Consider the following 20,837-nt stretch of genomic DNA (forward strand, 5'->3'; position numbering starts at 1 on the left):
TTTTAACCGTTGGACATTATCTGTCTAACCCCTCTCTATTCTCCCGACATTAAATGTCCGCCTCCGGTATGGAGCTTTGATGTATTGAGAGAATTGTCATGAGCAATAAAACCAGCATTGAAGGGTTATCCGCTTTGCTGCACACGCTGATGCTTATTCCTCAACATCGTTGGATTACCGTTAGGGAGTTGCAGCAGCAATTAGCCCTGATGAACATCCACCGAACCACACGAAGCATTAAACGCTACCTTGATGAAGTCATTGTCGACGTGTTTAACGTGGAGTGTGATTCGATGAGCATGCCGCATGTGTACCGTAAAAAGTCAGAGCAGCTTCTGAAGCTCAACAAACAGGAAATGCTCTATTGGCAACTGACCAATCAGTACTTACTGCCTGTGGTACCGGATGAGCTCAATTATGGCTTGGGTCGGTCTTCGGAGAGAGACAAACCCTTATACCACAAGGGTTCAGCTAACACCAAAGAACAGCAGTGGCTCGACAAGATACACGTTACGCTACCGGATATCCGAGATTGGAATGATGAGCAGAAGCAGGTATTGAGCGCGGTACAGTCGGCACTGCTGCACTGCCGAATGCTCAAAATATCTAGTCAAGTTTTGCAGCAAGAGAAGGCGCTCATTGAACCTCTGGGACTCTTGGTTCAGTGTGACGCGCTCTTGCTGCTCTTTCGCATATCCCATCAACACCCGATACGCACCATCGCCTTACCTCTGATAGATGAGGCCAGTGTATCGACGTTTAGCTTTACCTATCCCGCTGACTTCAACCTAAAACAGTTCATCCAAGAAAACTCAGGTGTCAGCTCATCCCAAATTTAACTCACCCAGTTGGAGAGATAACCATGATTGCAATAAAACCACTATTCAAACTGTCCGCTCAAATCACAGCCCTTACCATCCTGTTTAATGGATTAACAGCTTGCTCAGAGGCAGAAGAAACACAACAAGCCCCTGCGGATATCGAAATGTCGATTTCCACCAATGAACATTGGGGAACCTTGGTGTTTAACCTGCAAGCCATCACAGATAACACCACCATCAGCAACGTGGTCATCAACCGAGGCAATTGTCGCCTACCTGCTGGCACCACTTCCGAACTATCAAGAACGGTCAACCTGAACTTTGGAGAAACCTACACTGGATACAGCAACAACTGCACGGTAGATAGCGTGAAGGAAATCGAAGTCACCTCAAGTGCTGGCATCTTTGTCTACACCTTCTAACCCGTAACTCACGACATCAAAATCAATCAACGAAAAAGGATAAACTATGAACAAGTTATGTTTACTCGCAACCATCACGGCGGCTATCAACATTTCAACAGCTAGTGCTCGAGGAACACTGGGTGGGAATGCTCCGGCAGACTCTGGAGCAGTCAATGTCAGTATTGGCAAATGCATTCAATACATACTGGATGTAAAAGCAGCACAAGAAGATGGTAAAAACGCGTCTACGGTTGTCATTCCTAAAGGCTGTGAAGCTATCACAGAAAAGTGATGCCACCAGCATCGATAAAAATGAAAATGGGGAGCAATCACGCTCCCCACTCTTTTTTTGCTTCTGAAGATGTGCTCACCTTGTCATTACTGAGGGAACGTGACGGGATAAGTACCAACCGATTCTGTCATGCTCTTACATTCTAGCCAGGATTGACACTTCTTGCCTTATACATCGATATTCAGTGATTGTAATTTTTTAACCCTAAGCTCTCTGGTACTCAGTTTTTCTTCTTTCCAGATGTTTTTAATCGTGCCGATACTCACAGTAATATTGTGCTCTTTTAATTCCATCATCAGTTGCATCAGCGTGAGATGAGGTTTCTGTGATGTTAGCTCGATAATTTTGTCTTCCGCGTGCTCTGGTATACGGAACATAGGAGGGAATCTATCCATCAAGGGGGGTATCTCTCAAACAAGGGAACGACCATCAAAAGTCACCTTTCCACGGCTTTGCTTACGATGGCAGTATCAATTGTTCTCAATTTAGCTTTCGCATTCAGCGGTTTGTTCGCTTCAATTCCTTATCATATATTTTTTCGAGCCATGCCAGCATGATATCAACCGTTTCATGGCTGTTTGGCAAGTCTAGATGTTTAGCGCCTAATATTATTCTCAAATCAGTTTGCGGGGCGTTTTCCCTAAAAACCTTCTCAAATTTATAAGCATAAAATGCTTCGTCATTCTCTCCTACCAACACTAGAATGTTATTGTTATTTTCTTGTAGGTCAGCAGCAAAAAACTGAGGAGAAAAAGACTCGTTCATCCGAAAGGTATAGCTATCTACTTGAAACTCGTCATCAATAGTTACAGGTCGATTAAAATATAGTACTGACAGATAGTTGAACAGCTTAATCCCTACGTTATTCAGCATAGCTAGCCCAGCGTATCTGGCTTGTCTAACTTGCACCCACCCTCCGGAGTTCGGGCGAACAGTCGGTGCTTTGTAGCCTAAATATGGCGCTAACATCATATAACCATCGTATTTTTCAAGCTCATTGCCACCGTACTTAACAACTAGCCCTCCACCAGACGAATGCCCTCCAAGGATGACCTTGTAATCAGGGAATTTAAATGCAAGTTCCTTTTTTAAATCTTCAAGATCGTGCTCCAATTGACCTAAGTAATCTACATCACCCATACCCCCCAATGCAGACTTTCCATGGCCGCGAAGGTCAGGCAATACAACAGATATATTTAGAGAGGCATTTAATCTTTCTGCTAAAGGAAGTAAATACCTTCCTTCCGTTCCAGAACCGTGGATTAAGACAACAATAACTTTTGAGTCCCCTAACAAGAAGCGATAAAAAAGGTCACTTCCATCGCGCGCAGTATAATATTTTTCAGCGATATTAATTTCAGGAGCACTATCAATGTGTAGAACGTTAAAATCTAGCCCTTTGTCGGAATGCTCTCTACTAAAAGGTAGCGAGAGTAGGGAGAAAGCAATCACAAAGTAAATCAGCGGAGAAGCTATCAATAATTTTAAGATAAACTTCATATTTTCCTCTTTAGATACTGCCCTTAAAAAAGGGCCGTATGGTCATAGTTTGTGCTCTATTGATAACTCATACGAGCATGACATTATCCAATGTCTCGAGCCAGAATTAATGTTATCAATTACATAAATACGACATAAAGTGCCAATGTTAACATCAGAGTGGTAATGGGTGCCCATATGAGCCTCTCTATTCGGGAGGGAGTAATCCAGTTTAAAAGGGTACTTAAAGCCTGTATGGTCAGTCCAGTATAGGGGACCCATTTCGGTAAACCTGCAATCAGCTTAGCCTCGGAGGCGATACCTATCGCCATAAAGCCGAGTAACACGACAGAGATGCCAGCGGCCACTCGCCCGGAGACAGGTAACGAACCTTCGTGACGGCCACCTTGAGTCATTCTTCCCCAGGGCGCTCCGGCAATTAGGCAGAACTGAAAAACAATCACTCCCAGAATAATGAATATATAAGTAGTAGCAGCCAATTGAACCATATTTTCTGTCCGTGTTTATCCTCTGAATAAAACAGTAACTGAGTGACCGTTAGTTTTCTAACTACCATCCCACTCATCTCGCAAGATAGCCAGCACGACCGTATCCCACCATTGACCTTTGAAGTAACGGTTTTCTCTAAAGTGTGCCTCTTTTCTCATGCCTAAAGCTTGGCAAAGCCTAATTGCAGCCCGGTTTTGGCTGATGGTTTCTGCGTAAATACGGTGAACTCCCAGGTTAGAGAATCCATACTGAGCCAATGCCTGAGCGGCTTCCAGTATCAGTCCACTACCTTGGTACTCTCTGGATAGCCCAGCCCCAATGGATGCTTGCTTTTCTTTTTCAAGGCGTAAGCCGATCGTTCCAACAAATTGCCCGGTCATTTTATTCTCAATGGCTAATTGATAAGATTTCCGAGGCCTTTCGGATGCTTGTTCAATAAACAACTTTGTCAGTTCGCGATATTTATTCGGTTCACAATCCGATTCATCATAGAAACGCTGATATTTCGCATCTTGAGAAATAGCGACGAAAGTCGCCTCATCCTCAAGCTGCATATCTCTAAGTATCAGTCGTTCCGTTTCCAATTTAAACATCTACAGAAAACCCTTGTTTTATCACTGCTTGCAACTTCAGCCCCATATTGAAAACCAAATTCACAATACCGTGAAGCTCTGACATATCTTTGCAATAAACCTCAATACAGGTTCCGCTTGCTACTCTGTGTACGGTTACTTCTGAAAAAGTTTGTTGCCAGTCTGGAGATAAATTCTCTTCTACATATACGTTAAAGAGACCGAACTCTTCATTGTGCACATTACGCATAATCCACCTCACGTGCTGACTAAAAGCGGTATCCGATATTCGCTCCCCAGCCAATTCCACCGGCATCACGTGTTTCTCCATTGAGTTCTACATCAGCACTGGAGTAGCGTGCATCAATACCAATTGACCACCGCTGTGCAAATAGATAATCGATGCCACCTCCGATCCAATAGCCGGTACCGGTATCTTCGTAGTTTCTTTTAACACCTGAACTGTATTCTTCCAGCTCTACTGATACATAGCTAATCCCAGCACCCAGATAGGGCGCAAAAGCACCTGCTAAAATAGTCGGTTGGTACCTTAGTCCGAGGTTAATTTCACCTACGGTTGTTTCGGTCGTGTTTCCACTATTCTTGTTTTCATTCCCACTTCCAAAAAAATCCAGGGCAATGCCAAAAGGCAGCGATGCGGGTTGGTAGGTAGACTGGAACCCAATTGTGTCCATTGAGTCATCTTTTCCCCAGTCAGAGTCTAACGATTTGCCACCAAGCAACACCTTAAAGGAAGAGTGGTTTTCTGCGGCATTAGCGACTGTACCAAAAAGTAATATTAAGCCAGACATTGCCAGAAAACTGAGTTTTGAGTTCATAATAAGCCCTTATTTTATTGAGAGGTTAAGCGGATTTGCTTAATGGCTAGATTACCCACAGGGCTCTTTACACACATCACCAGATGATGTGATTTATCATAGTTTGGTTCAAGAAAGTAACTTATGTAACTTCGCTTTATTTATGGCGGCGCGGCGGTTACTGACGCCAAGCTTTGAATAGATGTTTTTTGTGTGAGTTCTGAGCGTATTGAGGCTAACGAAAAGCTTTGACGCAATTTGAGGGCCGCTGAGTTCAGTGTCTAGCCACTGCAGGACTTGCGTCTCTTTTGCACTTAAAGGCTCAACCAGTGAATCTGCTGTTATCACTGGTGAGAGCTTCTTCGGTGCTAAATCATATGTTGTAAATAACTCATGTATGGCTTTGATCTCTGTACGCCATACATCGGCGCCATTCTCTGCCATTAGCAATACCGCCTGCCTAAGTGCATGCTCTGCAGATTTTTTATCTTTGTTAGCGTCAGCGTCGATAGCACAAACCACTTTCTGAACAAACTGTAATGTAGGCGGTGTATCCTCAGAGAAGGCCTTATTAAGAGTCGTCGTGACTTCCCTTCGTTCATTTGGCTGTGCAATGAGATAAGTTAAATAGGCTAAGCTATTGATATGAAAAGGTGTGAAACAAGGGGTCTGTTTTGTGAGTAATTCGCGGCTGCCCTGATTAAGTAGGATAATACCTTTCCAGAGCGAGGGTGGTCGATGGCATGGATTGGGCGTCTCAACATACAGGGCTTCTGCATCACTGATGTACTTTATAGCATCTTCAATACGGTTCTCTACAGAAGCAATTCTTCCAGAAATGAGCGGATAACGGTATTTTGTTTCCTGCATAGAGCCTGAAGTACCAAACTGCTGAGCTGTATCAAGCAAACTCAATGCACTTTCAATGTTTCCTTGCTCAAATTCAATTTCTGAAAGCAGCAGGTATACATCAGCACTCCCTTCGACGGTGTAGCTTCTATTTTGATCAACCCTATCAATCGCCGATTTGACAACAGACCTAGCCTTAGTCAACCAGCCAAACTGGTAATAGAAATCTCCCAGTAAAAAACGGCTTGTGATTTTAGCGCTGATATCTTCAGAGCGGTCCATATTGGCGACAGCGGCTTTAAGGCTACGTTCCGCGGCAGAAACCTCACCATCTCGCCATAACGCTATACCTTCTAAGGCTCGGGAAGAGCCACGCCAAACCTGTTCTTTTGTCGGTAACACATTCAAAGCATTACGAATCCGTTCAAGTACTTCTCTGGTATTACTTTGAGCCGCATGAATATAGGCTTGCCCGATATTGACTATACCCAGAGTTGTTTTTTCCTGGTCGTTTAATGGTGTGACACATCGCTCGAAATGTTCCTTTGTTGTATCGAGCAAAAAGATGCCTTGCTCGGGGTTGTGAGGCAAAAGCACCAAACTGTAGTAGCCGGCTAAAACTGGAAATGCTTGAATACGTTCTATATCGACCGATGCGAGCCACTCTATCAGTTGAGAATCATGTGAATGTGTACGTGCGGTTGGCCAATGACTTTCTAATAGCCTCAGCAGTTCTTTTTCCCCACAGCAACGGACATATTGAACCGCATCAGCAAGGCGACCCTTGTTGGCCATCCATGCCGCCGCGCGCATATTCAGCTCATGCATTCTCTCCTCTGTGCTATGGGCGTGAATGCGTAAAACATCAGCAAAGAGGTGATGATAACGGTACCAGTTTCTCTCATTATCCAGAGAGATAAGAAAGATGTTGTTTGACTCTAGGTAAGTGAGTATTTCACCGCAATCTTCCCTATTTAGTACATGATTACAAAACTCTACAGAAAGCTCTTTCAGGAAGAAAGTTTCACGTAAAAAGTGTCGCACCTTTTCGTTCATACTAGAGAGAACTTGCTCTGTCAGGTAATCGAGAATATAGGTATGCGTACCTGAGAGCCGAGTGATTATATCTTCAGGATGAGCACTACTATTGAGTGCCAAAGAAGAGAGTTGCAAACCAACTGCCCAACCTTCCGTTATTCTATTTACAGCGGCCACATCACTCTTTTCCAACTGCGCATGACAGGTTTGACTCAACAGCTTCCCGGCTTCTTCATCCGTAAATTTTAAGTCGGATGCGCGAATTTCAATAAGCTCTCCTTCTGCCCTTAGCCTGGCGAGAGAAATTGACGGATCTGAGCGCGTGATGAGAACCAGGTGAATGTTTTCAGGCATTCTGGCTAGAAAGTTGTTGATAACAGAATCTGTCGCAGCGGAGCTAGCTAAATGATAATCATCCAGTATCAAAGTTAACTCATTCGGATAATAGGCTAACTCATTTATGAGGCTGGTAATTACGTGGTCTGCATTGACCTCTTTCTGCACTTGAACGAGATCCCATGCTTCTTGCGCAAGGGTAATGTCCACCTCTCTGAATGCGGCGATAAGGTAACTCAGAAAAGTGTCAGTGTTTTTGTCATTACTGTCCAAAGATAACCAGGCGAGCTTTTCTTCCTTTCGGGAACACCAATCCGCAACCAGGTTTGATTTACCAAAACCTGCAGGAGCGGATACAAGCGTAAGTTTAGTATTGATAATTTGCTTTAGTTTTTCCGATAGAACCTGTCTCACCACGTAGTTTGATTTCGGCTCAGGAATGTAAAGTTTCGTTTTAATGATCATTCATATGCTCTGGTACATTGTTCTCGCCCTTTCCAAGTCTGAAAAGAGGTTGGAAGTACTATATACAATAGTAAAAACCAGAGTATCAAGGCAACTCCAAACAGACTAGTGAAGGTTTCATAAGATTCAACCAAGGTACACAGTCCCAAAAAAGTCGTAACATAGCCAAATCGTTTGGTTAGCGTTGATATCCCTTTTTGATGAGGCACCATATAGGAAATCAGACCCACCCAGATAGCGCCAATTAGCTCGTTGCCTCCACCAATACTCTCGTGAATTAAGCTTCCTGTTATCCATATTTTTACCGCAAGCTCTCGATTGTTTTGATAGAGATCTGCAACGCTATTTATAAGCTCAATCGCCAGTCCACCACTGAACAACATATAAGCTGACCAAATGCTTCCCATAACTAGAAAACCAGTCGCTGTTTGCGGTGTCGTCCGCTTAGCTGCAAAAAACAAGGTAACGGTCAGATGGAGCAGTGACAAACCGTAAGTTAGGTAAATAATTATATTCCAGCTCAGGAAATACTGGATATCTAACAGTAACATATCCAGTATTTGGCTGTGAGTGAATTGCTCATCCTGCAAATATTGAAACTTACTGATTAGCAACACCAACCCATAAACAAAACTGAAAATGTTGACAAGAAGTGCGGCTCTAGCCTGGTTTATTGAGTTCATAGCAGTGATTCCTGAGTAAACAAAACAACGGCTCACACTATCAATAACCATGGAAAACATAATCACTACATATGGTGATTTAATGACTAAGATTTCGGTGTAAGCTTTCAGAACTAAATTCAGTTGGGGAGAAAAACAAGTGAAGAGTAAAACAAGAAAAGTTCTGGTCGCAGGAGCAACTGGATACCTCGGCCGCCATATCGTTAACGAATTAAAAAACACAGGTGAGGAGTTTTTTGCTTTAGCAAGAAATGCAGAAAAACTCAGGCAAACCGGGCTTAATGATGCACAAATTAGAATAGCAGAAGTTACCAGCCCTAATAGTCTAAAGGGATGTTGTGAAGAAGTAGATATTGTTATTTCATGTGTTGGTATCACAAGGCAAAAAGATGGCCTCAAATACATGGATGTCGATTATCAAGGCAACCGTAATTTACTGGAAGAAGCGCTGCAGGCCGGAGTAAAAAAGTTTATCTATATTTCAGCATTCAACGCACCTGAGTACAGACATGTTCGTTTGCTCAATGCCAAAGAGACGTTTGCTGACAAGCTGCTCTCCACAGAACATTTAATCCCGTGTGTCATAAGGCCGAACGGATTTTTTCCGACCTGGAAGAATATTACAAAATGGCGCAATCGGGTCGAGCGTATGTATTTGGAAGCGGAGAAACTCAACTAAACCCTATCCATGGTGAAGATCTTGCGGATTTTTGCGTAAAAGCCATCGACAGAAATGAGCGTGAATTAAGTGTGGGCGGACCCGAAGCGTTATCTGTAGGCCAGATAGCAGAATTAGCATTTGAATCTCAGAACCGAAGCGTGAAAGTGACACATTTGCCAGACTGGGTACGAAAAACAGCTTTGTTTATTGCAGCTTCTCTACCTGAGCGCATAGGAGGACCCGCAGAGTTTTTTCTTACTGTCAGTGCAGGAGATATGATAGCTCCCCCGCATGGGAATAAAAAACTGGCCGACCACTTTCGAAAACTCTACCTCTTAGATAAGTGATATCAACAACGACACAAGGCAATGCTGGCAATAAGATGAACTACTTAAAATTAAACAAAAAGGCATGGGACTCCAGAACTGACGTCCATATAAAATCAAAATTTTACGATGTTGAGTCATTTAAATGAGGGAAATATTCGCTCAACCCACTCGAGCTCACTTTGCTGGGAGATATAAAAGACAAGTCTTAACTGTTTGAGCACAATAGCCTTTTTAAAAAATTGACAGGAGTTGCCGTGATGAGACCGCCATTTACCTACAGACTAAACTTCACGGTATACATTCCATGGTTTTTTATTGTGGTCCAGTCTATTTTGATTGCCAGCGATTTTTTCCAATCTACTGACCTACATATACACCTAGCGGCATAATATGATCTTTTCTTTACACTCAACACCCAACCAATTACACGCAAAAACTGACTAATTTAAAGCAAAAACTGACAATGTGCTATTACAACCAATGCTTATTAGGCACACCATGCTACGATTTTTGAATTCAAGATCAGCAATTTCGTAATCTAACAACAGAGTCAGAATCTGATCGGCAGGCAGCCCAAATTAAGCTTCATATACATAAGGATCTAAATTGGATAAAGAAAAGGTAATGCAGGAGTACAACAAGTACGAGCGGAAGAACATAAATGCTTTTAACGGCACAATTCTGACGACGCGCGAGGTAGTTAAGTTTGTGTCAGATGATACTTTCGGTAGCTACATATCCTATTTTGACTTCTCGGAAGAGAAAATGCTTAATGTAATACACAACGAACTTGAGTTTTTTCGTCAGAGGAATATACATTTTGAATGGAAGATGTATAGCACAGACTCCCCTGGCACACTCGACAAAGCACTGGTGGATAATGGTTTTACCTCAGAAGGTACTGAATCATTTATGGCACTGGATCTTCACAACATCATAATCTCCGACTGTAGTCATTCCGCAATTACTGAAGTATATAACAGCTCAGGTATTCGCGATGCAATTGAAGTACAAGAGCAGGTCTGGGGGAAAAACTTAGAATGGCAGTACCATTACTTACTTAAACTAAAATCTGAGGTTCCAGAGGATATTTCTATCTATGTTGTTTATATAAATGAGCAACCTGTTGCCTCTGCATGGGTCACCTTTAATGCTGGAAGCCCATTCGCAGGGATCTGGGGTGGAAGCACTCTAAAGGCCTTTAGAAATAAGGGCTACTACACAATGCTTCTTAACATACGTATCCATGAAGCTATTAAAAGAGGCAAACAATACTTGATAATTGATGCTTCAGATATGAGTCGGCCAATAGTCGAGAAACATGGGTTTGAATTTATTGCAACTACTACAGGTTTTGTCTCGCCAAGAACGGTCAAGTGATAAAACATGCATAACGTCGTTGCCTGCTTTTAGTATCATTCTACAAACTGATCCACACCAGTTGTTTTGGACACTGAGTTAAGTGAGTTGGACTGTCCAGTCTGGCTGGAGCAGATCAGTCGTACTAATATCTAACGTTCTTCCATCAACCAATATTCCGGCTCTGAGGGTCTATGCAAACCAAAACCCTGTAGCAATGATGCTCCCTGACTCACAACTTGGTTTTGCATTTCTTTGCTCTCTACCCCCTCTGCTACCAAGCTGATGTTCTGGCTTTTACTATACTGGGACAAATAATCTATCAAGCCACAACATGAGGCATTCGCCATCGATTCCCGAACTAGCTCCTTATCAATCTTAATTTGAGAAAGAGGCAAATAAAACAAGCTGGTTAAGGAGCTTAAGCCAGTACCAAAATCATCAAGTGATAGGTGAAACCCCCTACTTTTTAGTAGCATAAGTTGTGCGATACTCTTCTTGTTGCAATCGAGCAAATGAGATTCCGTTATCTCGAATACAACACGATCGGTGCTAATTCCTTGACTATTAACAATATCTTCAGCCCGAGATGTAAAGTTATCATCAACGAGTTGAAGTACAGACACATTGACATTTATAGAGACCCTATTATGTCCTTTGCGTCCATCATATTCAGATAAAAATTTGCACGCCTGCTCTAAAACAGAAAAACCTAACTCACCGATCAAGCCTTTACGTTCTGCTACAGGTATAAATTCGTCTGGATAAACAACACCTAATTCAGAGTGGCTCCAACGTGCTAAAGCTTCAAAGCTGTTAAGCTCACCGCTTTTTGCATCGATAATGGGCTGTAGAGCGATAGATAGCAGGCCAGATTGAATTGCGCCTTCCAGAGCGTCAGAAACCATAAAATGGCGATCAATAGCTTTCTTAGCTTCTCCCTGATATGTAACGATAAGGTCTTGTTCGTACGCATACTCAACAGTTTTTAATAGTAAGTTAACCGAGTTTTCGTTGGTTATATCCCTCTCGGGGACTATGCCTATTGCGACATCATTGATAGCTACTGAATTGCTACTGTTCGAGTGCGTAAACTTACATTTGATTTTTTTAGCTACATCTAGTTTTGATTTTGGGTCTAATTCATCTTTGTGCCAAACTGCAAAAACATCCTGAGTTATACGATAGATATCGTATTTGTTCGGAAAAAGCTCTTCAAGGCATGTGACAACCAATGATATTGTACTCTGTATTGCAACCAATCCCCATCGACGCTGATAGCTATTTAAGTGAGCAATTGAAATCGCGAAAATGGTTCCTTTTCTGGGTAAGCTCCCGTTTTTTATGTCTTCGAGCCACTTTTGACGATTACACAACCCAGTCTCAGAGTCATGAAAGGCAGCGTGAGTCAGGTACTCATTGAGCAATCGTTGCTCCGAGATATTCCGGTGGGCTCCAACCATATAAGATTTACCCTGTTCTTCAACGATGATACCTGTTGCCTCAATCCAGACATAACGACCCTGCCTATTTCTCACCCGATACTGGCTCACCACCCGGGAAACATTTTTGTCGATTTGTCGAGCCACATTATCACGCAGTACTTGCTTATCTTCCGGATGTATCAGTGAAATCCAAGAATCTAATGTGCTTTCACCAAGAGTGATGTCAAATTGTTGATAAAAGGTGTTGTTGTAAAAATAGACCACAAAATTATGATCCATGCACCATAAACCGCCGTCATCGGAGTCAAATACATGGATGAGTCTATCAATTAGCCAACTTTGTTTGTCCCTAACTACCATCGCTCTAAGTTCCACTTTGCAAGCAAATAATAATTATCTCAGTTTAGTAATACTAAGCTGATACTCAATGCCTTATAGCAAATATGTCTCTTTTTGCACCCAATCTGTCTTGAATCGCATTTTCGTGCAATACACTGCTGATATAGCTATTATTTATGCAAACAACCACTTGTAACAATAAACAATTATGAGACTTATATTCTATTGCGCAGATAACTTTCAATTAATGGACTTATCTGGTCCTGCAGATGTTTTTGCAATCGCAAATGTCATTGCAGAAAAGCCATTGTTCGAGCTAGTGTACGTCAGTGAGCGAGGAGGCATGCTTCAATCAAATGCAGGTATGTTTATATCGTCAACTACGATTGAGGAAGTAACAATTAACAGCAATGACATTGTTTTTCTGATCAATGGCATCAATATCAACAAATCTAATAGCTCTTCAGTGACTAAGTTTGTACGACAGGCTCACCAGAAAGCCGAGAGTGTTTGTTCAATTTGTACCGGGCTTTTTATTCTAGCGGATGCACTTTCTGATACTCCATTTTCTGCAACTACACATTGGTTCTATCTGGACGATATCAAAAAAATGTACCCAAATGTCACGCTCAATCAGAAAGCGCCGTTTGTTCAACACGGCAAGCTCTGGTCTTCAGCGGGTATAAGCACTGGTATAGATATGGCGCTTCATATTCTTGAGATGAAAACAGGCCGCGAATTAACACAGCATGTTGCGATGGCCATGGTCTTGCCAAGTAGGCGCAGGCAATCTGACTCACAGTTGACGTTCCAGCTAAGATTGCAGTTTGAGTGTAGCTGCTCTAAGTGGGAAGACTTGCTGCACTGGATTCAAGAAAATATCACTGAAGACATTAGCACTGAACAGTTAGCATCGTTTATGGCGATGAGCCCACGCAATTTTACCCGGCGTTGTAAGGATGAGTTCTCACTCACCCCAAAAAAATTGGTTGATCAAATTCGAATTGAGATGGCCTCACACCTAATACGCGAGACTACACAAACGACCTCATACATAGCTAACCGCTGTGGTTATAAACGTGAGGAAAATATGAATCGAGCGTTCACACGCCAGTTTGGTCAAACTCCTACAGAGTTTCGGTGCAATATGAATAGGAAATATCGTCATCCAGCATAGTTTTTAATTTCTTTAAACCTTAAACATTCACTTCACAATACATCAAGGCTGTCCTAATTTGCGACCTGTTTGGCCGATACTTTTAAAAGACATCTGTTATTTGTAGAACTATGTTCAACAACAGGAGCAGACTTTATGAAGTCGCTAACCTTTACTAAATCAACTCATATACTCTCGGGACTATTTTTTGCTTTAACTTTTATTTACATGCTCCGCTATGGCTTTTCCTACGCGGATTTCACTGTTAATACAGCTTTAGCGATTGCTATCTTAGTACTGAACCGAGAATCACTTAAAGTTATAATACCTTACCTACTTTATGGATTTGTGGCCTTACATATACATCAGGCATATGGTGATACCATGTTGCACTTTGAGGTATTTATACTGTTAGCATGCACGACGATATACAATGACTGGAAGATGGTGTTCCATTGTTTAATTGCTGCTGCTACTCATCACATTGCTTTTTATTACCTTCAATTTCATACAACGGTAGGTTTATATATTTTCCCTCCAGGCAGCCCTTTTATGATGGCAGTTGAGCATTGCCTATACGCTATATTTCTGGCTGGTATTTGTATTTACGGTAGTCTTTCACTAAGCCAAAGCCTACAAAAACTATCTTATATTGAGAATACTGTTGACAACATGGTGCAAGATGACCGGCTATTACTCAACATTGAGCTAAACCACCATGGCGAATTTGAACAAAAGTTCAATCAGATAGTGTTGCGCCTAAGGGAACTTTCGGAAACACAATCCGCAACTATCGACTCTTTGACCCAAGTATCTAGCTCATTAATGACAGATATTGACAGTATCAACCACGAACTATCATCTCATACTGTTAACACAGAGCTTGTGGCAACAGCTGTTGAAGAACTTGGAACATCTTTTGATACCGTTACATCTGCTACATCCGAGTGTAGTGTTAACGCTGACAAAGCCAACAAGATTAGTCAAAGCAGTCTTTCAGAAGTAGAGAAATGCCACGGGGGTTTGGAGCAACTAACTGCCCTTGCAAACGACACGCAGCAGATTATTAATCGTGTTACGGAAGATACATTGCAGATATCGAGCGTCCTTGACACCATCGCTAACTTATCCGAGCAAACGAATCTACTTGCTCTCAACGCGTCAATCGAATCTGCTAGGGCAGGAGAAGCTGGTCGCGGTTTTGCTGTAGTAGCTGATGAAGTGCGCCAGTTAGCACAGAGAACAGATTCCAGTTTGGATCACATCAAAGGATCTTTGAGTAAATTGTCAACTAGTGTAGATACGTCAACTACTCAGGTAGCAGGAATGCTCAAATCAGCTTCTCAAGTTGCAGCATTGCTTGATGCAATATTAGATGGCTATCAACAAATATCTTCAAACGTAACTAACGTAAATGATGAAATGTACCAAGTATCCTCTGCAGTGAATCAGCAGAATACGGCTCTTAGCCAGATAAGTAGTAATATGGCAGACCTAAATACTAGCTCTCAAAGTGTGTCCTTTAGAATGGAGTCTCAACGTCGATCTATCGACTTGCTTCAACAAGAAATGTATTCATTGCAAGAAGTCAGCAAGAAATTGGTATTGCAATGAGTATTTGGGTAAAGCTCGCCGTATTGTCGTTGGTTGCTCTCACTGGGTATACATTACCTTTCGTAGCTCCCACTAAAGTGAAGTTTGCTAACCAATCTGCGCCGGGAGATATAGAAAAATGCAACTGGAGAGGTGAGAAATGTGTTTCAAAGAACTACGAATTAACGTTGTATTCGGGTAATTTTTCCCCACTTGAACAAACAGTGTTTGGCCTTTCACAAAAAATTGCCTCAGTACAAAAAAATCGTTTATTTGTTACATCGGATGACCAACGTTTTGGTGTCATAGAAGCACAGCAACTTAACACTGATCTTTATCGCATATTAATACCTTTTTGCTCTAATGCTGAAATGAAGATAATCATCCTTATAGATAAGGACACAGCGATAATGCTACCAAAAAATAGCACCATTCGTTAACAACGAATTTATCATTGTGAATCAAAAGCACCAAACAATATAAATTTTATTTTTCGGCATCTTTTCTTCATTTCAGCTGGTTTAGATGAAAATATTCACATGCTTTCCATTTTAACCCATGTAAATGCCTTAATATATTAACTAATATGCCTTTTTTGCCTTTGGTAAGCCCTTTTATACAAAGGGCTATTTTTTATTATTTAATAATATACGTTATATTTCCGTTGACTGTAAGTTTTCCGGTATTTATATACAAATCAACAATAACGAAAGTTAACCTTAAAACTATACTCTGTGTCTCACATAACAAGTAGGATGAGGCGTTACTTTCTCATCCCTCTTACAGAACCGAACATACGGACCTCGTATACGGCTCATGCAGACTTAAAGTATGCATCCTCCCTTCGCAACACTAAACGCTTTTGGCAAGTTGGTGCTCCATCAGACACACTGCTGATGGTCAGCTCGGTTTTCTCCTCCACACCATTACTGGGCTTCTCAGGCCGAGCTTTACTAACTACTACGGATTCTTCTTCCACCTCGCACCAACGCAAGCCTTGGTTTTCACCTTGAGTTTGCGCTTCCGGCATTTGCCCGGATGTGGTGTCAGGCTTCCTCAGTTACTACACTGGCTCCCTGTTAACAATGCCACTCTCAAACACAGCATAGGTCTGACTGAGTACCGGGCTTCGCGCTATTTAGGACGCTTACCCACCTAAGCCGCCGAATCAGGTTTACTTGCGTTGTGTACTGTTAACTTCCTATCGCTTCCTTCAGACCCTGCCGTTGGCCAGCAACGCTCTTGCGATTCGGGTACTCTTCCCCTCCGTCGGGGTGATTCAGATTTCTTTCAACCTGACGGGTTTGCCAGCTTCGCTGGGCAAACAAAAAAAGCGTGCACTACTGCACGCTATATAGAAAGTAAATTTATTGGCGAGTTTCTATACGAAACCGGATAGCTAAAGCCGTGATTGAAAAAGCGGTCTTGCAATTGAGTAAACCATACCTTGCACTTGTTCTTTCAGTTTTTTGTCAACTTCATCTGAGTTACCCGTTTTGAAAGGAGGTTGTGGGTCATACTCAAGTAGTAGTTCCAATGCCTGAGCAGTTGCCGATGAACCAGTAATCTCTGCAATAAGCTCTAACGCAAAATCAATTCCGGAAGTAATGCCACCTCCACTTATACGGTTTCTGTCCTTTACTACACGTTCATTTACTACAGAAACTTTTGAATAATTTGCCAGTGCTTCTCGGTATGCCCAATGGATAGTCGCATTATAGCCATCCAGTAGGCCTGCTTCTGCTAATATCAACGTACCTGTGCACACTGATGTAATGTATTTAGCTGATCCGCCTATCTCTTTGATACGGTTTATAATATCTGCGTCGTTAATCGCATTCGAAGGGTTTGCACTACCAGGAACTATCAATACATCTATTGGTGGGCAATTTTTAAAACCATAATTCGGTAACAACATCACTTTTGCATCTGACAAAAGTGATTCACCTAACTGAGAAAATGTAAAGACATTAACTTCATCACAAAGCGCCAATAGCTGTAATGGGCCATACGCATCGAGCATGGTAACATTCGGATAAAGGAATATGCCTACATTTAAACGACCTGACTCTAACTTATTGTACTTATTCATATTACAACCTTACATATACACGTCCATCCAATATTACAGATCAGGAAGTAAAAGGTTTGGACATTTCAACCGCAAATTAAGACAGTTAGACTATCGAATGATCAATAACTTGTTCGAACAAATAGAGTAAAGCTGATAAAGCAATAATTGTGGAAGATTTTGATATCTCAATATCTATCTATACGCAGGGTGCCACCTTAGTTGTCGAATCCGGCAAAAACGGTGTAGGCAAACAAGCCTTCAGGAAAGCAACTTATTTCTATAAAAAGGAGCATGGTGGTCATTGGATACAGCAAGAGTTACCGGAAGAAACAAATCGGGCAATCTTAAACTGTCTCTCAATAAATGACGTATTGACGCAACGCGGATCACTTCGGGACCGTTACTCATTAGTTTGAGTTGACTCTCCCGAAGTAACGTCTGTTCAGAAGATATTTAGCCCAATATATGGAATGGGGCAAAACGTGCTATCAGTTGAATTGGAGCCGTATCTGCCCCCGCTCTCACATCGCATATCCCTTCAGATATATGTTATCTAGAAAAACGCAAATAACAGGTACTAGCGGCTTGTAGATATCAACCCTACAAGCAGCATTGATGTGTTAGTCGATGTCGTTTCTCGCTGCATCTACCGCCAACATATCCGCTCTCTCATTTCCTTCAATGCCAGAGTGCGCTTTAACTTTAAGTACCTCGACATACTTTCTAGAGCGCAGTTCATCGACTTGCTTCCAAAGTTGACGATGTTTAACTGGCTTTTTATTCGCTTTACGCCAACCTCTATCTTTCCAATCGTCCATCCAGATATTGAAACCTTTCACGCAGTAATCATTGTCTGAAAAGATGACATCACCATCTTCGGCGTACTCTAGCCCTTCGATAAAGGCCATTAACTCCAACTCCGCACAATCCGTCTCTCTATCAATAGTGATACTCTCTTCATGCACAATCTCATTGTCTTCATCCATGACCACCAGCCCGATGCCACCTCTTGTACAAACGTGTTGATTGTTTGGGGCTGCGCCGTCTACGTAAATTGAGTAACTCATTTTTTATCTCTCTCTAATTGAAAAAGGGCGCATGACTTTGCTTAGCCAGCGCCCCGTTGATGGTTTATCTGATATTTGTGTTACTGAAAGGATTCTTGGTTGTCTCGCATACTCAGACGCGATTCCATCCATTCCTCGGTTTCACTTTCTACCTAAGCCACTGCTCGCCCACCGAGTGGCACACTCTTAGGAAAGTCGGTTTCATCTGCCATGAATTTATAGATAGTGGAGCGGCCTAGTCCTGTTAGTGACATCACGTCTTTCAGTCTTAGAAATCTCATTGTCATTGGGAATCGTCTCCTGCTTTGTATATACCCATGTGATAAGCCGCCACTGTAAAAAAATGCAGTCGGTCTACTCCAAGCTAGAGCCAAAGCTATAACGCTGTTCATTCCACGTTTCAGCAAGGATGCTCATACGGTGAAAGACTGTGCGTTTAATGTTGGTGTCTTTACTTCGACAACGAGTCCCTAAACCATAGTTACCTCGGTCATTGAAAAGCACTATTGACCGTGATTTGCCGTTGTAGTGTTTATCTACCGCTTCTTTCCAAGTATCTCTAAGGTGAGAAACCAATTCGGAGCGTTTGTCCCAGCAAATAGCGGGGCCAAAATACTGGTTGTAGTCAGTAAACAGCATCACGCGATAGTTGAGTGATGGGACTTTGTCCTCTCGCTTACGCCACACATAGAACAATGAATCCGCCTCGAGCTTTTCGTTAAGCTGCGCAAAGTAATCGTTAATGATGGTGAGGTCGGTATCTCGACAGCCTTTTGGCAGATACAAATCAATGCGCATAGCCAAAGCAGCCTCAAACTCCTCCATCGCTTGTTCAAAGACTGTTGCCATGGTAATTAAGGCGGATTCGTATAACCCTTTGTCACTGAAAAACACGGGGTATTCGTTGAACGTTCTCGAGCGGGTAATCGTCGGTCGGTCAGTGTTGTTCGACATGAGTAATTCCTCTATAAATGTGAATGACATAGGAATTACTCGCGCTGTATTTTTTAAGGTGAGTCGTGACTGCAACCAAAGCTCTTGTTGCGATTATCAGCGTGTTTGGTGGTGGGCTTCGCGAGACGACTTATCCGATAGAAGAGCTCATTTAACTGCAATGGAAACGCTTCATTCCCTTTTTGAAGATCATACACATCATCAGCAGGGGAATAGGCCAGCCCTAAGCATCTTCTACCGTAGTCGGTTTCCACTGCCCTATCCCACGCTTTTCTGACTCTAGACAGGTAACGACTCCTCCCGCATCCACTTTTGCCTAAACAAAGATAAAGCCGTTTATCAAAGAGCAAGACAAGGTTGTACTGGCTGGTAGACTTACACGCCTTGGACAAAACATGGCGTATGACCGTTTGATGAAATTGCTGAGGCCTACGCCTGTACTTCATTAGACACAACTCATTGGTTTCCGACTCCAAGGTGCGAAAGAAACGACTAAAGACCTCTGAATGGTCTCCATCGAAATCACTCGGTAGACGTACATTAAAGTGAGCGACACAAAGCTTAGGGTATTGGCCTAGTGCTTCAGACAGGACTCGATCGATTTCCTCGAGATGCTCAAGGATAAGACCATTCTTTTGGTAGTAAAGCGGTTTTCCATTAAACGTTCGGTCATGGGTGATAGTGAGGTGGTTAGACGCGTCTAAGCGATTGTGAGCAACGTTAGGGTGATTTGACATGATGAGTTCCTGTGGTTTGTTGTTAATCTCACAGGAACTATGACTACCGTTATTTTTTAGCTACTTGTGGCTATGGCCGAAATTGCGTCTACCGCTACCAAAATGCTTCGTACTCTCTTTTGCCAGATAGCTAATGTGTTTGAAGAACTCGTCAAACGCATCATCAAAGTCTTCTGATTTACTGTTCAAGCGGTGTATTTCCACACTGTCGCTGTTCTTTCTCTTTGAAAAATGAACCAGTCCATTAGCTTCTTCATAATCGACACCAACCACCCTCGCCCATGCCTCTACGATGAAAGAGCCTAAGTTCTCCTGCTGTGTTTGAGTTTTCCCCAACCAGTTAAATCTATCTTTGTTGAACATGAGTACTAGGTGATAGTGGTCGTTTATCGAGCTAGAGCGTTCTCTCACCCAAGCAATCCGTACTTTGCAGGGATGCACTCTACTCCCTTCTCTTTTCTTTCGTTTCCCCGAGTGATCAATCTGTGACTGTAATGAGCGTAGAAAGTCGGTCATGACATTACCGCATATTTCGTTTTTCCTTAGCTTAGGGAACCTCAAATCCACACGAATAGCCATCAGCCGAGGATACTCGTCTAATGCCCGATCAACCGTATCGTACATTTTTTCTAAGTAATCGATGTAGAGTGGACCGTGATCAGTCTGGATAGGTCTACCGAGAAAGGTTGGCTTTGTGGTCAGCCTGAGGTTTTTGTTTTTTCTAGAACGTACATTCATTTCTATCTACTCCTGTGTTTAGGTTCATAGATAGGCCTGTGTCGTTATTTTTAACTGTGTACTGTGAGTCACTAGGGGTGACTCAGTGATATCAGTTACATTGTGTTGGTGTGTAGCT

At 42.4% G+C, this 20,837-nt stretch carries 21 protein-coding genes and 2 pseudogenes; 8 read left to right on the top strand and 15 right to left on the bottom strand.

Going from position 1 to position 20,837, the window contains the following annotated elements:
- Nucleotides 1-98 precede the first annotated feature (98 nt).
- Genes SNR28_RS20935 through SNR28_RS20945 form a run of 3 tightly spaced genes read left to right on the top strand, consistent with a single transcriptional unit; the run spans nucleotide 99 to nucleotide 1,517 of the window.
- Complete coding sequence (locus tag SNR28_RS20935) at nucleotides 99-839, top strand: transcriptional regulator (protein ID WP_375750624.1); 741 nt, start codon at nucleotides 99-101, stop codon at nucleotides 837-839.
- A gap of 23 nt (nucleotides 840-862) precedes the next feature.
- Nucleotides 863-1,243 carry a hypothetical protein gene (locus SNR28_RS20940; protein WP_375750626.1) on the top strand — a complete coding sequence of 127 codons (381 nt, stop codon included), beginning with the start codon at nucleotides 863-865 and terminating at the stop codon, nucleotides 1,241-1,243.
- A 46-nt stretch (nucleotides 1,244-1,289) separates the two neighbouring features.
- A complete protein-coding gene (locus SNR28_RS20945) occupies nucleotides 1,290-1,517 on the top strand; it encodes a hypothetical protein (protein WP_375750628.1) in 228 nt (75 codons plus the stop codon).
- 167 nt (nucleotides 1,518-1,684) lie between these two features.
- On the opposite strand, the gene SNR28_RS20950 is transcribed toward SNR28_RS20945, so the two are convergent.
- The 8 genes from SNR28_RS20950 to SNR28_RS20985 form a co-directional block, all read right to left on the bottom strand.
- Nucleotides 1,685-1,912: a hypothetical protein gene (locus SNR28_RS20950; RefSeq protein WP_375750629.1), complete on the bottom strand. Its 228-nt coding sequence runs from the start codon at nucleotides 1,910-1,912 to the stop codon at nucleotides 1,685-1,687.
- Between the two features lie 103 nt (nucleotides 1,913-2,015).
- A complete protein-coding gene (locus SNR28_RS20955; RefSeq protein ID WP_375750630.1) occupies nucleotides 2,016-3,017 on the bottom strand; it encodes an alpha/beta hydrolase in 1,002 nt (333 codons plus the stop codon).
- A 119-nt stretch (nucleotides 3,018-3,136) separates the two neighbouring features.
- Nucleotides 3,137-3,505, bottom strand: coding sequence for a hypothetical protein (locus tag SNR28_RS20960; RefSeq protein ID WP_375750632.1), 369 nt, complete (start codon nucleotides 3,503-3,505; stop codon nucleotides 3,137-3,139).
- A 57-nt stretch (nucleotides 3,506-3,562) separates the two neighbouring features.
- Nucleotides 3,563-4,099: a GNAT family N-acetyltransferase gene (locus SNR28_RS20965; RefSeq protein ID WP_375750634.1), complete on the bottom strand. Its 537-nt coding sequence runs from the start codon at nucleotides 4,097-4,099 to the stop codon at nucleotides 3,563-3,565.
- On the bottom strand, nucleotides 4,092-4,328 hold the full coding sequence (locus SNR28_RS20970) for a hypothetical protein (RefSeq protein ID WP_375750636.1): 237 nt from the start codon (nucleotides 4,326-4,328) through the stop codon (nucleotides 4,092-4,094). Before SNR28_RS20970 ends, SNR28_RS20965 begins: the two co-directional genes overlap by 8 nt.
- A 19-nt stretch (nucleotides 4,329-4,347) precedes the next feature.
- Entirely contained in the window at nucleotides 4,348-4,917 is a 570-nt protein-coding gene (locus SNR28_RS20975; protein ID WP_375750638.1) for an outer membrane protein, read from the bottom strand.
- 108 nt (nucleotides 4,918-5,025) lie between these two features.
- On the bottom strand, nucleotides 5,026-7,584 hold the full coding sequence (locus tag SNR28_RS20980) for a LuxR C-terminal-related transcriptional regulator (protein ID WP_375750640.1): 2,559 nt from the start codon (nucleotides 7,582-7,584) through the stop codon (nucleotides 5,026-5,028).
- Nucleotides 7,581-8,267 (bottom strand): hypothetical protein, encoded by a 687-nt coding sequence (locus SNR28_RS20985; RefSeq protein WP_375750641.1) that lies wholly within the window; start codon nucleotides 8,265-8,267, stop codon nucleotides 7,581-7,583. Before SNR28_RS20985 ends, SNR28_RS20980 begins: the two co-directional genes overlap by 4 nt.
- A gap of 139 nt (nucleotides 8,268-8,406) precedes the next feature.
- Between SNR28_RS20985 and SNR28_RS20990 the strand changes: the two are divergent.
- Both SNR28_RS20990 and SNR28_RS20995 read left to right on the top strand, forming a co-directional pair.
- Nucleotides 8,407-9,275, top strand: a pseudogene (locus SNR28_RS20990) (SDR family oxidoreductase).
- A gap of 588 nt (nucleotides 9,276-9,863) precedes the next feature.
- Nucleotides 9,864-10,637, top strand: a complete 774-nt coding sequence (locus SNR28_RS20995; protein WP_375750643.1) for a GNAT family N-acetyltransferase — start codon at nucleotides 9,864-9,866, stop codon at nucleotides 10,635-10,637.
- A gap of 131 nt (nucleotides 10,638-10,768) precedes the next feature.
- On the opposite strand, the gene SNR28_RS21000 is transcribed toward SNR28_RS20995, so the two are convergent.
- A complete protein-coding gene (locus SNR28_RS21000; RefSeq protein WP_375750645.1) occupies nucleotides 10,769-12,421 on the bottom strand; it encodes an EAL domain-containing protein in 1,653 nt (550 codons plus the stop codon).
- 187 nt (nucleotides 12,422-12,608) lie between these two features.
- On the opposite strand from SNR28_RS21000, the gene SNR28_RS21005 reads away from it, so the two are divergent.
- From SNR28_RS21005 to SNR28_RS21015, 3 genes are all read left to right on the top strand, one after another.
- Entirely contained in the window at nucleotides 12,609-13,577 is a 969-nt protein-coding gene (locus SNR28_RS21005) for a GlxA family transcriptional regulator (RefSeq protein WP_375750646.1), read from the top strand.
- A gap of 135 nt (nucleotides 13,578-13,712) precedes the next feature.
- Nucleotides 13,713-15,170, top strand: a complete 1,458-nt coding sequence (locus SNR28_RS21010) for a methyl-accepting chemotaxis protein (protein WP_375750648.1) — start codon at nucleotides 13,713-13,715, stop codon at nucleotides 15,168-15,170.
- Nucleotides 15,167-15,589 carry a hypothetical protein gene (locus SNR28_RS21015; RefSeq protein WP_375750649.1) on the top strand — a complete coding sequence of 141 codons (423 nt, stop codon included), beginning with the start codon at nucleotides 15,167-15,169 and terminating at the stop codon, nucleotides 15,587-15,589. Before SNR28_RS21010 ends, SNR28_RS21015 begins: the two co-directional genes overlap by 4 nt.
- A gap of 959 nt (nucleotides 15,590-16,548) precedes the next feature.
- On the opposite strand, the gene SNR28_RS21020 is transcribed toward SNR28_RS21015, so the two are convergent.
- From SNR28_RS21020 to SNR28_RS21045, 6 genes and pseudogenes are all read right to left on the bottom strand, one after another.
- Nucleotides 16,549-17,241, bottom strand: coding sequence for a DJ-1/PfpI family protein (locus tag SNR28_RS21020; protein WP_375750651.1), 693 nt, complete (start codon nucleotides 17,239-17,241; stop codon nucleotides 16,549-16,551).
- 602 nt (nucleotides 17,242-17,843) lie between these two features.
- Nucleotides 17,844-18,290 (bottom strand): ribonuclease HI, encoded by a 447-nt coding sequence (locus SNR28_RS21025; protein ID WP_277432736.1) that lies wholly within the window; start codon nucleotides 18,288-18,290, stop codon nucleotides 17,844-17,846.
- Nucleotides 18,291-18,370: 80 nt separating this feature from the next.
- A pseudogene (locus SNR28_RS21030) lies at nucleotides 18,371-18,571 on the bottom strand (AlpA family transcriptional regulator).
- Between the two features lie 73 nt (nucleotides 18,572-18,644).
- The gene (locus SNR28_RS21035) at nucleotides 18,645-19,244 is read right to left on the bottom strand and encodes an inovirus Gp2 family protein (protein WP_375750653.1); all 600 of its coding nucleotides are present in this window, start codon (nucleotides 19,242-19,244) and stop codon (nucleotides 18,645-18,647) included.
- Between the two features lie 53 nt (nucleotides 19,245-19,297).
- The gene (locus SNR28_RS21040; RefSeq protein ID WP_375750655.1) at nucleotides 19,298-19,981 is read right to left on the bottom strand and encodes an inovirus Gp2 family protein; all 684 of its coding nucleotides are present in this window, start codon (nucleotides 19,979-19,981) and stop codon (nucleotides 19,298-19,300) included.
- 60 nt (nucleotides 19,982-20,041) lie between these two features.
- Complete coding sequence (locus SNR28_RS21045) at nucleotides 20,042-20,719, bottom strand: inovirus Gp2 family protein (RefSeq protein ID WP_375750656.1); 678 nt, start codon at nucleotides 20,717-20,719, stop codon at nucleotides 20,042-20,044.
- Between the last annotated feature and the right edge of the window lie 118 nt (nucleotides 20,720-20,837).

It is taken from the genome of Vibrio iocasae, assembly GCF_042245395.1.
GTDB classification, from domain to species: domain Bacteria; phylum Pseudomonadota; class Gammaproteobacteria; order Enterobacterales; family Vibrionaceae; genus Vibrio; species Vibrio iocasae.

Bases quoted from the DNA above. Each gene is read 5' to 3' on its own strand.
- SNR28_RS21045 (WP_375750656.1), bottom strand. From the start codon at position 20,719: ATGAATGTACGTTCTAGAAAAAACAAAAACCTCAGGCTGACCACAAAG.
- SNR28_RS20975 (WP_375750638.1), bottom strand. From the start codon at position 4,917: ATGAACTCAAAACTCAGTTTTCTGGCAATGTCTGGCTTAATATTACTT.
- SNR28_RS20945 (WP_375750628.1), top strand. From the start codon at position 1,290: ATGAACAAGTTATGTTTACTCGCAACCATCACGGCGGCTATCAACATT.
- SNR28_RS20980 (WP_375750640.1), bottom strand. From the start codon at position 7,584: ATGATCATTAAAACGAAACTTTACATTCCTGAGCCGAAATCAAACTAC.
- SNR28_RS20985 (WP_375750641.1), bottom strand. From the start codon at position 8,267: ATGAACTCAATAAACCAGGCTAGAGCCGCACTTCTTGTCAACATTTTC.
- SNR28_RS21010 (WP_375750648.1), top strand. From the start codon at position 13,713: ATGAAGTCGCTAACCTTTACTAAATCAACTCATATACTCTCGGGACTA.
- SNR28_RS21025 (WP_277432736.1), bottom strand. From the start codon at position 18,290: ATGAGTTACTCAATTTACGTAGACGGCGCAGCCCCAAACAATCAACAC.
- SNR28_RS20970 (WP_375750636.1), bottom strand. From the start codon at position 4,328: ATGCGTAATGTGCACAATGAAGAGTTCGGTCTCTTTAACGTATATGTA.
- SNR28_RS21000 (WP_375750645.1), bottom strand. From the start codon at position 12,421: ATGGTAGTTAGGGACAAACAAAGTTGGCTAATTGATAGACTCATCCAT.
- SNR28_RS20960 (WP_375750632.1), bottom strand. From the start codon at position 3,505: ATGGTTCAATTGGCTGCTACTACTTATATATTCATTATTCTGGGAGTG.
- SNR28_RS21035 (WP_375750653.1), bottom strand. From the start codon at position 19,244: ATGTCGAACAACACTGACCGACCGACGATTACCCGCTCGAGAACGTTC.
- SNR28_RS21005 (WP_375750646.1), top strand. From the start codon at position 12,609: ATGAGACTTATATTCTATTGCGCAGATAACTTTCAATTAATGGACTTA.
- SNR28_RS20955 (WP_375750630.1), bottom strand. From the start codon at position 3,017: ATGAAGTTTATCTTAAAATTATTGATAGCTTCTCCGCTGATTTACTTT.
- SNR28_RS21040 (WP_375750655.1), bottom strand. From the start codon at position 19,981: ATGTCAAATCACCCTAACGTTGCTCACAATCGCTTAGACGCGTCTAAC.
- SNR28_RS20965 (WP_375750634.1), bottom strand. From the start codon at position 4,099: ATGTTTAAATTGGAAACGGAACGACTGATACTTAGAGATATGCAGCTT.
- SNR28_RS20940 (WP_375750626.1), top strand. From the start codon at position 863: ATGATTGCAATAAAACCACTATTCAAACTGTCCGCTCAAATCACAGCC.
- SNR28_RS20950 (WP_375750629.1), bottom strand. From the start codon at position 1,912: ATGGATAGATTCCCTCCTATGTTCCGTATACCAGAGCACGCGGAAGAC.
- SNR28_RS21020 (WP_375750651.1), bottom strand. From the start codon at position 17,241: ATGAATAAGTACAATAAGTTAGAGTCAGGTCGTTTAAATGTAGGCATA.
- SNR28_RS21015 (WP_375750649.1), top strand. From the start codon at position 15,167: ATGAGTATTTGGGTAAAGCTCGCCGTATTGTCGTTGGTTGCTCTCACT.
- SNR28_RS20935 (WP_375750624.1), top strand. From the start codon at position 99: ATGAGCAATAAAACCAGCATTGAAGGGTTATCCGCTTTGCTGCACACG.